This window comes from Neisseria sp. CCUG17229 (assembly GCF_047839235.1).
GTDB lineage: Bacteria > Pseudomonadota > Gammaproteobacteria > Burkholderiales > Neisseriaceae > Neisseria > Neisseria brasiliensis.
Window position 1 is genome coordinate 885,940 of sequence record NZ_CP181247.1, and the last position, 12,971, is coordinate 898,910.

The window sequence follows — 12,971 nt, forward strand, 5'->3', positions numbered from 1 at the left end:
GATAAAAACACCGTTTATCGTGGGATAAGCGGTGTTTTTGTTATAAAAATTAAACCCGCCAATCTTCCCCCTGATTCCATTTTTCTACTAAAAAATCCATAACCGTCTGTACATTGTGTGGGCGGTAGGTACTTTGTGGCGTGAGTAGGGCGATGTAGATGTCTTGCAAATCGCTGGAAATGGGTGTATCCGCCAAAATGGGAATAAGTTTGCCCGAGCGGATTTCGTCCGCCACTGCCCAATCGGGCATCATCACAATCCCCAAGCCATTGACCGCCATTTCTATCAAACTCGTGGCGTTGTTGCTAACAAAATAAGGCTGTCCATCAATGATTTGCCCTGCCTTGCCAAACCGCCAATGCAAAACCCCAAGCTGTCCACGATAAAACAAGCCTTGATAATGGGGCAAATCGTCCATGCTTTTAGGTGTGCCAAATTTATCCAAAAAGTTGGGCGACGCCAAAAGAAAATGTCGCTGGCGAGCGATGATTTTCATCTTTAAATTGCTGTCGGCAAGGCTTGCCACACGCACAATCAAATCTGCCGTTTGGCTGTATGGGTCAATAAAATCATCGGTTTGGGTCAGATGAATATTGAGTTTGGGGTAGCGAGTTTGTAGTTCTGGCAAATGGAGCGTTAGGTGTTTTTGCCCGAAAAATACAGGGGCGTTAATGCGGACAATGCCTGTTGGCTCACTGTCGGTTTGGTACATATCATGGTGCAGACGGTCAAATTGGTGCAGTATGGTTTGAGCGTAGCCACAAAACCGCTCGCCAGCTTGGGTAAGCATCATGGAGCGGGTATTGCGATAAAACAGCGTTTGCCCGAAATCGTCCTCCAATTGTTTGATTTGGCGGGAAATCACCGAACTTGCCATGTCATAACGGCGGGCGACTTCGGAAAAGTTTTTCTCTTTGGCAACGGCCAAAAAGATTTCTAGGGCGTGAAAGCTGGTGTTTTTAGGGTTCATTTGTGCGGTTTTGGCAATGGTTTTGCGGTATTTTAGCAAATGGTGATTTAATTTATAGAAAGATTATTGAAATAATTACTCCTTAACGCTTCCAGCACCAGCTCAAACGCCCGTGAATGGTGTTTGCGGCTGGGATAGTAAGCGTAAAACGGCTCATAAGTCATACGATAACCGCCAAGCAGTTCCACCAATTTGCCCGATTGCAAGTCCTGTTCTACCTGTTTCAAGCCGACAAAAGCGATACCCAGATGATTTCTGGCCGCTTGCAAAGGGTTGGTGTTAGCGATGATTTGCGCTTTGGGCGTGTATTCCACCTGCTCGCCGTTCACCAAAAAATCCCACGCAATCGGCGGTCTGTCGGGGGCAAAGCGCACATTGATAAGCCGGTGATTATCCAGCTCGGCAATGGTTTTTGGCAGATTTTTGCCGTGTAAGTATTGCGGCGTGGCAACGATTGCCATAGTCAGCGGCGGCGAGATTTTGACCGCCACCATACCGTCCGCCACTGCGCCGCCCAAGCGTACGCCCATATCAAAGCCCGCCGAGACAATATCCACGAAGTTATTGTCGCCGTGCAGCTCCAGCGAAATCAGCGGATGCACGGTCAAAAGGGCGGCCAGTTTCGGCAGAATGACGGTTTCTATCGCCATTTCACTGGCGTTAATACGTACCGTGCCTGCGATATTTTCCTGATTTTCCGTTAATTTTGCCAAGCCTTCTCCAATTGCCGAAAAATGCGCGGCGATGTCGTTATACAGCGTCAGCCCCTCGGGTGTGGGCGAGACGCTTCTTGTGGTGCGGTTGAGCAGGCGGATATTCAGGCGGTTTTCCAAGTTGGCGATGCTTTGCGACAGGGCGGATTTGGATACGCCCAATTGTTCGCCCGCCTTGGTAAAACTGCCTGCCTGAACGATGGTGATGAATAGATGGAGGTCGTCGAAGCGGGTCATTGTTTCAATCCTCTAAACAGTTTGTTTGTGTAATCGGTATATATTTTAACAATTTATGGGCTTAAGATGTACTCATTCAATATTTTTAATCTGTAAGGAGTTCTGAAATGCCGCAGACCGTTAAAAGTTATGCCGCCTTGTCGGCAAATACGCCGCTTGTACCACACACCATTGAACGTCATGATTTGCGTGATACCGATGTGAAACTGGATATTCATTATTGCGGGGTATGTCATTCCGATTTACATTCGGTCAGGAATGATTGGGGCTGGTCAAGTTACCCGATTGTGCCGGGGCACGAAATTATCGGACGGGTTACTGAAATCGGAGGGAAAGTCAAAAATTTCAAAGTAGGCGATTTGGTCGGTATCGGCTGTATGGTGGACAGTTGCCGTGAATGCCCGCCTTGCTTGCACGGTGAAGAAAATTATTGTGAAAAAGGGCATACGCTTACTTATGGCAGCCTTGATCCTGTTGACGGAATGATGACTTATGGCGGTTATTCAAAGAGCTACACAGTCAATCAGGATTTTTTATTAAAAATCCCTGAAAATTTAGACACCAAAGCCGTTGCCCCTATTTTGTGTGCCGGTATTACCGTTTGGTCGCCCCTTAAACACTGGAATGTCGGTCAAGGTTCAAAAGTCGGCGTGATTGGTTTGGGAGGACTGGGGCATATGGCAATCAAACTGGCAAAAGCCTTAGGCGCGGAAGTTATCCTGTTTTCACGCAGTGTCAATAAATTCGACGATGCCCGCCGTTTGGGTGCAGACCGGGTGATTATTTCAAGCGATGAAACCCAAATGCAAAGCGTTACCAATCAATTAGATGTGATTATTGATACCGTACCGTATGAACATGATGTCAATCCCTATTTGCACACACTGACATTAAACGGGACTTTGGTATTGGTGGGGTTGGTAGGCGAAATTGCAGAAAAAATGCAGACCACGCCTTTGTTACTTGGCCGCCGCTCCATTGCCGGTTCGGTCATCGGCGGCATTAAAGAAACCCAAGAGCTTTTGGATTTTTGCGGGGCGCACAACATTGTGTCTGATGTAGAAATGATAAAAATGGCGGAGATTAACCACGCTTATGAGCGAATGGAAAAATCCGACGTGAAATACCGCTTTGTGATTGATATGGCAAGCTTTTAATTTTTGATTATTTTGGAGAATAACAATGAACGCACAACAAATCACCGACCGCTTGGCACTCAAAGACTTAGTCGACACCTTTTCCAATCTGGCGGACGAGAAAAAAGTCGCCGAGCAAATGCCTTTATTCACACCCGATGCCGTTGTGCATACCTATATCGGTGGCAAGCTGGTGTTTGAGATGGCAGGGCGTACCGAAATAGAAAAAGTGTTTGCCGAATATCTTGCACCTTTTCACAGCGTTTATCATTTGAACGGTCAGCACACCGTTACCTTCCAAGATGAAAACAACGCCACGGCAATCAATTATTGTTTGGTGAAACTGGTGGAAGAAAAACAGGGTAAACAAACCCTGCTAGAACACAGCGTGCGCTACAACGACACCTATACCAAACAAAACGGTCGCTGGCTGATTAAAGAACGTATTGCCGATTTTATGATTAGCGAAACCCGAGTAATTGGCTAAATAGTGATAAACACCGTTTGCAAGCGGTGTTTTTTCTTGCCTGTTTTGCAAAATGGTTTCAGGCCGTCTGAAAGATTAATTCGTGCAATTTAAGCAAAAGAGCTTTGTCATTGATATTGTTTTTACGGAGAAAAGATTGCTTTAAGATGCGCGCATTGTTTTTAATTAAAGAGAGCGTTTCAAATGAGCAAACAAATCCAATTTACAAAAACAGGTTCGCCTGATGTCTTGCAAATCGTTGATGTGGCAGTTCCTGCACCAAAAGAAAATGAAGTGCAAATCCAAATCCAAGCCATAGGCTTAAACCGTGCCGAAATGATGTACCGAGAAGGGGCGTATGTGATTGACCCTGTATTCCCTGCGACTTTGGGTTATGAAGGGGCAGGCGTGGTTGTGGCTATTGGCGAGGGTGTGAACGAAGTTGCCATTGGCGATAAGGTCAGCATTATTCCGTCCTTTATGTTCACCGAATACGGCACTTACGGCGAGATTGTTAATATGCCCAAACACGCAGTCGTCAAGCACCCTGACAATCTGACAATGGAACAAGCGTCCGCCAGTTGGATGGCGTTTGTTACCGCTTATGGCGGACTGATTGAGTTTGGCAAAATACAAAAAGGCGATGTGGTGGTGCTGGGCGGTGCAACCAGTTCGGTTGGTTTAGCCAGTATCCAAATCGCCAAAATGCAAGGGGCAACCGTGATTGCCTTATCTCGCACCCACGCCAAAGGCGATGTGCTTTTGGAAAAAGGAGCGGATTTTGTGATTGCCACAACCGAAGACGATGTAACCGCCAAACTTCTTAAAATCACAAACGGCAAAGGCGTGAATGTGGTGTTTGACCCTGTGGGCGGACAAGAAGCCGCCAAAATCATCAACGCCATGGCACAAGACGGTCGCTATATCATTTATGGGGCGTTAAGCCACGATGATATTGCCGTACCAGTCTTTCCGATTTTGGGCAAACATTTGACCGTGCGAGGTTATGAACTCTTTGAAATTACCACCGTACCTGAAAAATTGGCAATGGCGAAACAATTTGTCTATGACGGCTTGGCAAACGGTCAATTACGCCCTGAAATTGACAAAATCTTTGCCTTTGACGAGATGGTTAAAGCCCACGAATATATGGCAAGCAATCAGCAGATTGGGAAGATTGTGGTGAAGGTTTGATTGTTTTAAGGTAAATATGCCGTCTGAAACTTTCAGACGGCATATCGTTATTTTGCCTGCCGATTAAGCCACCACACCAGCGAGAGCATCACAGGTACTTCCACCAACACACCGACCACCGTTGCCAATGCCGCCCCAGAATGCAAACCGAACAAAGAAATTGCCACCGCCACCGCCAATTCAAAAAAATTACTCGTGCCAATCAAGCACGCAGGGGCGGAAATTTCGTGTGGTAATTTGAGCCATTTTGCCAAAACGTGAGCCAAGGCAAAAATGCCGTAAGTCTGTGCCAGCAGGGGAATGGCAATCAGCAAAATAATCAAAGGGTTGGCAATAATGGTTTGGGCTTGAAAGGCGAACAGCAACACCACCGTCAAAATCAAGCCCATCACGGAAAAGGGTTTTAGGTTGCCTGAAAATTGTGCCACCGATTTACCCGATTTTTGTAAATAAGAGCGGGTAAGCCAGCCTGCCAGCAAGGGCAGCAGCACATACAAAACCGTGCTTAAAATCAAGGTGTTCCACGGAATTTCTATGTCGCTTACGCCGAGCAATACGCCTGCAATCGGAGCATACGCCACAATCATAATCAAATCATTGACCGAAACCTGCACCAAAGTGTAATTGGGGTCGCCTTTGACCAGTTGCGACCACACAAACACCATTGCCGTACACGGTGCCACACCCAGCAAAATCATGCCGGCAATGTATTCTTGTGCCGACTGTGCGTCCACCCAACCTGCAAAAAACACCCGAAAAAATAACCAGCCGAACACCGCCATCGTAAACGGCTTGACCAACCAGTTGATAAATAAGGTTAAAAATAAGCCCTTTGGTTTTTTGCCCACGTCTTTGATTGCCGACCAATCAATCTGAATCATCATCGGATAAATCATCAGCCAAATCAGTATCGCCACAGGCAAATTCACATGAGCCACTTCCAAAGATGCAACCCATTGAAATACATTGGGAAACCAAACACCCAAAATCACGCCCAGCACAATCGCCAACGCCACCCAAAGGCTTAAAAAACGTTCAAACAACCCCATGATTTACTCCTTATGATTAATAATTTCGCCGTCTTCTTTGACAAACGGGGTCGCAAAAGGCGGTAAAAATGCCAAAACTGTTTCGGACGGACGGCATAATTTCACGCCTTTTTCGCTCACCACAATCGGACGATTGATTAAAATCGGTTCACGAAGCATGGCGGTGATGAGTTCGTCATCGCTTAACTTTTCGTTTTGCAAACCAAGCGTTTCATACGGCACTACATTCGTCCTAAGTAACTGGCGGGGCGTGATGCCCATGCGTTTGATTAAATTACGCAAAGTCGCTTCATCAGGCGGATTTTTCAAATATTCAATCATGTGTGGCTCAATACCAGCGTGGCGGATGAGTGCCAGCACATTGCGTGAAGTACCGCAGTTTGGGTTGTGATAAATGGTGATGTTCATAGTTACTCCAATCTTTCAAGAAATATAGAAATATTTGGCAATAATTTTTCAGGCTGCCTGAAAATCACTGGCAAGATTCGCCTGTTTGAGAACAGCAGTTTTGGGTCAGAAAATGGGTCAATGCCATCATCAAATCCAGCTCGGCAAAATAACGCATGTGCCGTCCTTCCTGCACCACACGCACAAGCCCCGAATGCAACAGGCTTTTTAGATGAAAAGACACATTATTCGGGGCAAGGTTAAGCTGTTTTGCCAAGTCGCCAGCAATCATGCCAGTACTGCCTGCGGCGGTAAGTTGTTGAAAAATCGCCAGTCTTATCGGAGAAGACAGGCTCTCAAAGAGTTTGCTTGCTTGTATCGTATTCATAGGCGTAATTATAACAAGAAATTTCAATATTTCAAGTATGATTGAAATGTTTTTTTAATTGCCCGAAACCATCTTTCCAAATCAAAAAACCAACTTCCCATTTTTCGCCATTCTTATTTTAAAAATAAAAACCTATAATATCCCCATACCCTAACCATAAGAGAGAAATAACATGGCTGATTATCTTGATAATTCCAATAAACAAATCAAACTCGCCCTGCAACTGGTTTCAGGCTATGGCGGAGAGTTCCAGTCGTGGCGACTGGCGGACAGCAACGAGCGAGCCTATACCGACATTGATTTTTATGTCCAAATGGCAAAAACGGCTGAAAAAGGCAAAATCCATACGCTCTTTATTGCCGATACCCCGTCTTTTGGCGGGGCGGGCGGTGGCACGGACATTTCTACCCGTTCGCCTGCCTTTCCGCTTGAACCTATGGTTATGCTCTCTGCTGTTGCCTACGCCACGCAAAAAATCGGCATGGTGGCGACTTTTTCCACGACTTACAATTTGCCCTATAATTTGGCTCGTCAATTAAAAACGCTGGACACACTAAGCAAAGGGCGTGTCGGCTGGAATGCGGTTACCACAGGCACACGTGAGACCGCCTACAATTTTGGCGACAAGCCCTTGCCCGACACGAGCACCCGCTACGAAATGGCACACGAAATGGTGGAAGCGGTGCAAACCTTGTGGGGCGGTTTTGGCGAAAATGCCTACATCACGGACAAAACCACAGGCGTATTTGCCGACATGAGCCAAATCAAGCCTGCCAATTACAAAGGCAAGCATTATCAAGTCAAAGGGGCATTGCCCATTCCTGCCACACCACAAGGGCAACCGCCGATTTTTCAGGCAGGCCCAAGCCATGAAGGTGTGGAGCTGGCAGGGCGTTTTGCCAGTGGTGTGTATGCCAATCCCTTTACGATTGACGAAGCGACAGCCTACCGCAATGTGCTAAAACAAAGTGCCATACAGCATGGCAGAGATGCTGATGACATCAATATGTTTAGCGGATTTATGTTCACGATTGGCGATACTTACGAAGAAGCGTTGGCTCGCCGAATGAAGCTCATTGATTTTATGAGTGATGATGAATTTTATGGGCAAATCCGCTATTTGTCGGCGATGATCGGCGTGAATTTGCACGGGCTTGATTTGAATGAGCCTTTGCCAAAATCCTTACAAAACCAAGCCACACCGCACCCACACGACCCACGTTCGCCACGAGCGGTAGAACTCATCAAGCAAGGTATGTCGCCCAAAGAAGCCCTTGCCAATGGCGTGATTAACTATCACCCTGTGGTGGTCGGCACGGCAAGCGATGTGGCAGATTTTATGGAAAAGTGGTTTAAAGCAGGGGCGACAGACGGCTTTTCGCTTGCCCCCGATAGCCAAAAAGGCGTGCGTGAATTTGTGGAAAAAGTCGTGCCGATTTTGCAGGAGCGGGGGATTTATCATGCTGATTATGAAGGCTCAACGTTGCGAGAGCATTTGGGTGTGCCGTATCAGTATGGGTTGAGAAAATAATTTATCAATAATCAATCAGTTAAGGAGATTGAATATGAAACGATTAGTCAATAAAGTCGCCATTATCACAGGTGCCGCCAGTGGCATGGGCGAGACGACCGCTCGGGTGTTTGCCCGTGAAGGGGCGGCCGTGATTATTACCGATGTGCAAGAGCAGGCGATTAAGGATTTGGTTGCCGACATTCAAGGCGAGTATGGCGATGTGGCGTTGGGCATTGTCCACGACATCGCAGACGAGCGGTCTTGGACAAAAGTTATCCAAGAAGTTGTGGCTAAATTCGGCAAAATTGATATTTTGGTCAATAACGCTGCCATTGGCGGTAAAGACTGGAAATACGAAGATGCGTCTTTGGAAGAATGGCAAAAAGTGATGAAAGTCAATGCCGAAGGGGCGTTTTTGGGGATTTGCGCCGTTGTGCCTTATATGAAGAAAAACGACATCAGCTCGATTGTCAATATCAATACCCTAGGCGTACACGTGGCAGGCGAAGGCATTGCGGGTATTTCGTATTCAGCGTCCAAAGGGGCGGTTGATGCCTTGACCCGTGCCATGGCTTCACGTCTGGGCAAATACAATATCCGTGTCAATTCCGTATCGCCCGGTCCGATTTTGACCCCTATGGCAAAGCAGTATTCCAGCGATGCAAAATTGGCAGAAATCGCCAGCTTCAACCCGCTTGGACGCATGGGCGACCCGCTTGATGTGGCACATACCACGCTGTTTTTGGCAAGCGATGAAGTAAAATTCATCACAGGGGCTGAGATTTTGGTGGACGGGGGCTTTAAGATTCATAAGCCTTTGTAAACTTGTTTTTAATTGAGAGGTAGAACATGCCGTCTGAAATTTTTCAGACGGCATGTTTTATTTGTTTGATTCGGATAATCAGCATTCAAAGATTGGATTCATATTGTTCAATAAAATAATCCATTACCGCCCGCACATTGCGTGGCGGTTTTTGCACATTGGGGTAAATCATCGCGATGTGGATGGGTTCCGGTCTGGCAAACCATGAGTATTGCGTCAGAATCGGTAGCAGTTTGCCTTGTTTGACTGATTGTTTGGCCAGCCAGTCGGGGAGCATGGCGATGCCGATGCCGGATTCAGCGGCAGTCAGCAGGCTGTCGCCGTCGTTAACGGCAAAAGCAATCGGTAAAGTAATGCGTTGCCATTGCTTGTGTTGCTGCACAAACCAAGGCTCAACGCCGAGATGGCCTTTGAATACCACGCTTTCATGTTCATTCAAATCCGCCAAGCTGTTGGGTGTGCCATATTTTTGTACATAATCGGGCGCGGCGAATAAAGCATAATCAACCTTGCTTACAATGCGGGCATGCAAAGTGGAATCGGTTAAAGAGCCGATGCGGAAAATCAAATCCGCCCCTTGTTTATGCGGATCGACATAGCTGTCGGACTGGTTTAATTCCAATTGCAATTTGGGGTATTGGCTTTTTAATCCGGCCAAATAGGGCATGATGTGGTGCCTTGTAAAGCTGAGCGGGGCACTGATGCGCACCAATCCTTGTACTTCTTGCGCATAGTCATGCAATTCTTGCACCGAGCCGTCTAACGTTGCCAAAATTTTTTCGGCAGTTTCAAGAAAAATCAGCCCAGCTTCCGTGGGCGTTACCGAACGGGTATTGCGATAAAGCAGTGATGCGCCCAGCGCTTCTTCTAGTTGGGCAATGGTGCGCGAAATCATGGAAGCGGAAACATTTTCTTTGCGGGCGATGAGTGAAAAACTTTGCTGATGACACACTTCAACATAGTAGCGAAATGCGCGGATGTTGAGTTGGTTGAGCTTGGTATAAGCATACATCTGTGCAGATTTTGAAAAAGTATTTTTGAAATTATAGCATTTTTTAGCAATAAAAACGGCTTTAGAATACGGGCTTTTTTATTCAGCACAAGTAGGCAGGTATGCATTTTATTTTAATTCTGATTGTGATTTTGGCGGGCATGGGGCTGTCGGTGGAAGCAGGGCTGCTTGCCACATTGTCCCAAAATGTCGGCAAACTGTGGGCGACTTTCAGCATTTTTTCGGTCGGCTCGGTATTGAGTTTTTTATTGTTGCTGTTTTTTGCGCCGCGCAACACGCCGTCTTTATTCAGCCAACCGAATTGGACGTTGATTGGCGGTATTTTAGGGCCGATTTATGTGGTGATTCTGGCATTGGTAACGCCACAAATCGGGATTGCTTTAACGATGGTGGGCGTATTGTTTGGCCAAGTGGCCAAAAGCCTATTGATCGACCATTTCGGCTGGTTTGGCCTGCCGCGTTTGCAGATTGATAAAAGACGGCTTTTTGCTCTGTTTTTTATTGTATTGGCATTGATTTTAATGATGATTTAAGGGGAACGAGATGACGTTGGTGATGGTTTTATTAGCCGTATTGGGCGGTGCAACATTGAGCGTACAATCGGCAACTAATGGCAAATTAGGCATTCAAGTAGGCGTGTTTCATACGGCCTTTCTGACGTTTTTTTTAGGTATGCTGGTAACCGGATTGGCGATTTTGTTTTTTGAGCAAGGCCGTGAAATTGGTTTGATGGATGTGCCCAAATGGCAGCTGATGGGTGCTTTTTGCGGCGTGCCGTATATTTTAGCCATGGTATTGGCGGTAAAGCGCATTGGCGCAGCGACGGCCACTGTGGCGGTGATTTTCGGCCAATTGTTGATGAGTTTGCTGATTGATAATTTTGGTTGGTTTGGTAATCAGGCCATTGATTTTTCGATGAAACGAGTGATGGCGGCTGCTTGTTTGGCCGTGGCTTTGTATTTTATTTATTCGAGCAATAAAGCGCAGTCGCAAAAATAATGCTAGGCCGTCTGAAAAGAATTTTTTCAGACGGCCTTTTTTATGGTTTAAAGTTTCCAATAATGAAAATTATATTTCGATTTATCGCTATTCTTATTTTTATTTTAGAAATATAAAATACACCCATCCTAATCAAGCAACGAGAAAATATCATGCAAAACCGCATTACTGAAATCCTGAATATCAAACACCCAATCGTGCAAGCACCGATGTCTTGGCTGACCGATGCGCGCTTGGTGGCGGCAGTGGCTGAAGCCGGCGGTTTGGGCTTTTTAGCACCACACGCAGGGCAGACCACAAATCCGACTTCTAATGAAGATGTGATTGAGCGTATGCGCAATGAGATTCGCAAAGTGAAAGCGCTGACAGACAAGCCGTTTGGTGTGCTATTTATTCTGTCTTACGATTTTTCGCTGATTCCGCACATGGTGGATTTGTTTATCGAAGAGCGTGTGCCGGTCGTGCTGGATAATGGCGCACTTGACCCTGAGATTTACGCCAAATTCAAACAAGCCGGTATCAAAATCATTTGCCGCCTGCCGAATCCGAATTTGCCTGATGCATTGAAAGCGCAGGAATTGGGCGCAGATATTTTGGTGTTGACCGGTTTTGATGAAGGCGGTACTTTGCCGATGAAAGAAATGGGCAGCTTTTCCGTGTTGGCCGAATTTGTCGGCAAAGTCGATTTGCCGATTATGCTGGCAGGCGGCATTGCCGATAAACGCAGCGTGCAGGCGGCTTATACCTTAGGCGCGGAAGGCGTGTGGATTGGCACGGCCTTTATCGCCACCGAAGAATGCCGTGCCAGCAAAAAAGTGAAAGATTGGATTGTCGATTCAAGCGCCAATGATTTATTGCTGTTCCGCACCGAGCCTTATTACTACCGTTCGCTGTCGACCGAATTGGCCAAACAATGTTTTGAATTGAGCGAGAGTGGTGCGCCGCGAAGCGAAATCGCCAAGCTGATGAACGCCGGCACGGGTATGCGCTTGGGCATGCTGGAAGGCAATTTCGAGCAGGGTTATGTATCGGTGGGCAACGGCATTTCCGCCATCGATAAAATCAAAACCGTGCAGGAATTGGTGGATGAGTTGATGAACTAAAATGCTTAAATCGAGGCCGTCTGAAAGTGATTTTTCAGACGGCCTTTGTGTCAGGGGAAAGTGTTTAATTATTGTTGCAATCAGATAATTTTTTCATCATATAAACTGATCACGGCAGAGAAGTCCAAATCTTCTTTGCCTTTTTCCGCAAGCTCACGGTAAAGCTTGGTGGCGGCGGCGCCCATCGGTGTGGCCAAACCGGCGGCGGCAGCGTTGCTTTCCGCAATATTCAAGTCTTTGAGCATGAGTGCGGACATAAATCCGTTTTTGTATCCGTTGGAAGCCGGGCTGTTTTCCATTACACCCGGATAAGGGTTGTAGCGGTCGAGTACCCAGTTTCCGCCCGAGCTGGCCGCCATGATGTCGGAAAGGATTTTAGGGTCAAGGCCGTTTTTGACACCGAGGGCAATGGCTTCAGAGGTGGCCGTCATCAATACCGCCAAGAGCATGTTGTTGCAGATTTTGGCGGTTTGTCCGGCACCGTTTTCGCCCGCATGGAAAATGTTTTTACCCATTAATTCAAACAACGGTTTGGCAGCTTCAAAGTCCTGTTTGCTGCCGCCGACAATGAAGCTTAGTGTACCGGCAGCGGCACCGGAAATGCCGCCTGATACCGGCGCGTCCAGAAAACGGAGGCCGAATTTTTGTGCTTCGGTAGCCAATTCGAGGGCTTCGGCAGTGGCGATCGTGCTGCAATCGATAACCAGCGTCTCTTTTTTCAGATGTTTGAACAAACCGTCTTCGCCCATATAAATGCTTTTCACGTGTTTGCCTGCGGGCAGCATGGAAATGACCGCATCGGCATGTGCGGCTGCCTGCTTTAAATCTTCGGCCTGTTGCGCCCCTTGTCCAGTCAGCTTGGCAACAGCTTCGGGATTCAGGTCGGAAACAGTTAATTGGTGGCCGTGTTTCAACAAATTGGCGGCCATCGGCGCACCCATGTTGCCCAAGCCGATGAATAAGATGTTTTGAATTGCCATA

At 47.0% G+C, this 12,971-nt stretch carries 15 protein-coding genes; 8 read left to right on the forward strand and 7 right to left on the reverse strand.

Annotated features, from left to right (window positions below):
* Nucleotides 1-49: 49 nt before the first annotated feature.
* Nucleotides 50-970 (reverse strand): LysR substrate-binding domain-containing protein, encoded by a 921-nt coding sequence (locus ACM67B_RS04180; protein WP_416190273.1) that lies wholly within the window; start codon nt 968-970, stop codon nt 50-52.
* Nucleotides 971-1,017: 47 nt separating this feature from the next.
* Nucleotides 1,018-1,920: a LysR family transcriptional regulator gene (locus tag ACM67B_RS04185; protein ID WP_416190274.1), complete on the reverse strand. Its 903-nt coding sequence runs from the start codon at nt 1,918-1,920 to the stop codon at nt 1,018-1,020.
* A gap of 107 nt (nt 1,921-2,027) precedes the next feature.
* On the opposite strand from ACM67B_RS04185, the gene ACM67B_RS04190 reads away from it, so the two are divergent.
* The 3 genes from ACM67B_RS04190 (at nt 2,028) to ACM67B_RS04200 (ending at nt 4,716) form a co-directional block, all read left to right on the forward strand.
* Complete coding sequence (locus ACM67B_RS04190; protein WP_416190275.1) at nt 2,028-3,077, forward strand: NAD(P)-dependent alcohol dehydrogenase; 1,050 nt, start codon at nt 2,028-2,030, stop codon at nt 3,075-3,077.
* Between the two features lie 25 nt (nt 3,078-3,102).
* Entirely contained in the window at nt 3,103-3,543 is a 441-nt protein-coding gene (locus ACM67B_RS04195) for a nuclear transport factor 2 family protein (RefSeq protein ID WP_416190276.1), read from the forward strand.
* Nucleotides 3,544-3,726: 183 nt separating this feature from the next.
* Nucleotides 3,727-4,716, forward strand: coding sequence for a zinc-dependent alcohol dehydrogenase family protein (locus tag ACM67B_RS04200; protein ID WP_416190277.1), 990 nt, complete (start codon nt 3,727-3,729; stop codon nt 4,714-4,716).
* 47 nt (nt 4,717-4,763) lie between these two features.
* Here the strand turns inward: ACM67B_RS04200 and arsB are convergent, their stop codons facing one another.
* The 3 genes from arsB to ACM67B_RS04215 form a co-directional block, all read right to left on the reverse strand.
* Nucleotides 4,764-5,765, reverse strand: a complete 1,002-nt coding sequence (gene arsB, locus ACM67B_RS04205; RefSeq protein WP_416190278.1) for an ACR3 family arsenite efflux transporter — start codon at nt 5,763-5,765, stop codon at nt 4,764-4,766.
* A gap of 3 nt (nt 5,766-5,768) precedes the next feature.
* Nucleotides 5,769-6,173, reverse strand: coding sequence for an arsenate reductase (glutaredoxin) (arsC, locus tag ACM67B_RS04210; protein WP_416188907.1), 405 nt, complete (start codon nt 6,171-6,173; stop codon nt 5,769-5,771).
* A 64-nt stretch (nt 6,174-6,237) separates the two neighbouring features.
* Nucleotides 6,238-6,540 carry an ArsR/SmtB family transcription factor gene (locus ACM67B_RS04215; RefSeq protein WP_014550505.1) on the reverse strand — a complete coding sequence of 101 codons (303 nt, stop codon included), beginning with the start codon at nt 6,538-6,540 and terminating at the stop codon, nt 6,238-6,240.
* A 172-nt stretch (nt 6,541-6,712) separates the two neighbouring features.
* Between ACM67B_RS04215 and ACM67B_RS04220 the strand changes: the two genes are divergently transcribed.
* Both ACM67B_RS04220 and ACM67B_RS04225 read left to right on the forward strand, forming a co-directional pair.
* Complete coding sequence (locus tag ACM67B_RS04220) at nt 6,713-8,071, forward strand: NtaA/DmoA family FMN-dependent monooxygenase (protein ID WP_416190279.1); 1,359 nt, start codon at nt 6,713-6,715, stop codon at nt 8,069-8,071.
* A 34-nt stretch (nt 8,072-8,105) separates the two neighbouring features.
* Complete coding sequence (locus tag ACM67B_RS04225) at nt 8,106-8,876, forward strand: SDR family NAD(P)-dependent oxidoreductase (protein ID WP_416190280.1); 771 nt, start codon at nt 8,106-8,108, stop codon at nt 8,874-8,876.
* Nucleotides 8,877-8,961: 85 nt separating this feature from the next.
* On the opposite strand, the gene ACM67B_RS04230 is transcribed toward ACM67B_RS04225, so the two are convergent.
* Complete coding sequence (locus tag ACM67B_RS04230; protein WP_416190281.1) at nt 8,962-9,888, reverse strand: LysR family transcriptional regulator; 927 nt, start codon at nt 9,886-9,888, stop codon at nt 8,962-8,964.
* 101 nt (nt 9,889-9,989) lie between these two features.
* On the opposite strand from ACM67B_RS04230, the gene ACM67B_RS04235 reads away from it, so the two are divergent.
* From ACM67B_RS04235 to ACM67B_RS04245, 3 genes are all read left to right on the forward strand, one after another.
* Nucleotides 9,990-10,421 (forward strand): DMT family transporter, encoded by a 432-nt coding sequence (locus tag ACM67B_RS04235; protein ID WP_416190282.1) that lies wholly within the window; start codon nt 9,990-9,992, stop codon nt 10,419-10,421.
* Nucleotides 10,422-10,431: 10 nt separating this feature from the next.
* On the forward strand, nt 10,432-10,887 hold the full coding sequence (locus tag ACM67B_RS04240) for a DMT family transporter (protein ID WP_416190283.1): 456 nt from the start codon (nt 10,432-10,434) through the stop codon (nt 10,885-10,887).
* Between the two features lie 152 nt (nt 10,888-11,039).
* Entirely contained in the window at nt 11,040-11,990 is a 951-nt protein-coding gene (locus ACM67B_RS04245) for an NAD(P)H-dependent flavin oxidoreductase (RefSeq protein WP_416190284.1), read from the forward strand.
* An 80-nt stretch (nt 11,991-12,070) separates the two neighbouring features.
* Here ACM67B_RS04245 and mmsB read toward each other — a convergent pair whose 3' ends face one another.
* Entirely contained in the window at nt 12,071-12,964 is an 894-nt protein-coding gene (mmsB, locus tag ACM67B_RS04250) for a 3-hydroxyisobutyrate dehydrogenase (RefSeq protein WP_416190518.1), read from the reverse strand.
* Nucleotides 12,965-12,971: the final 7 nt, after the last annotated feature.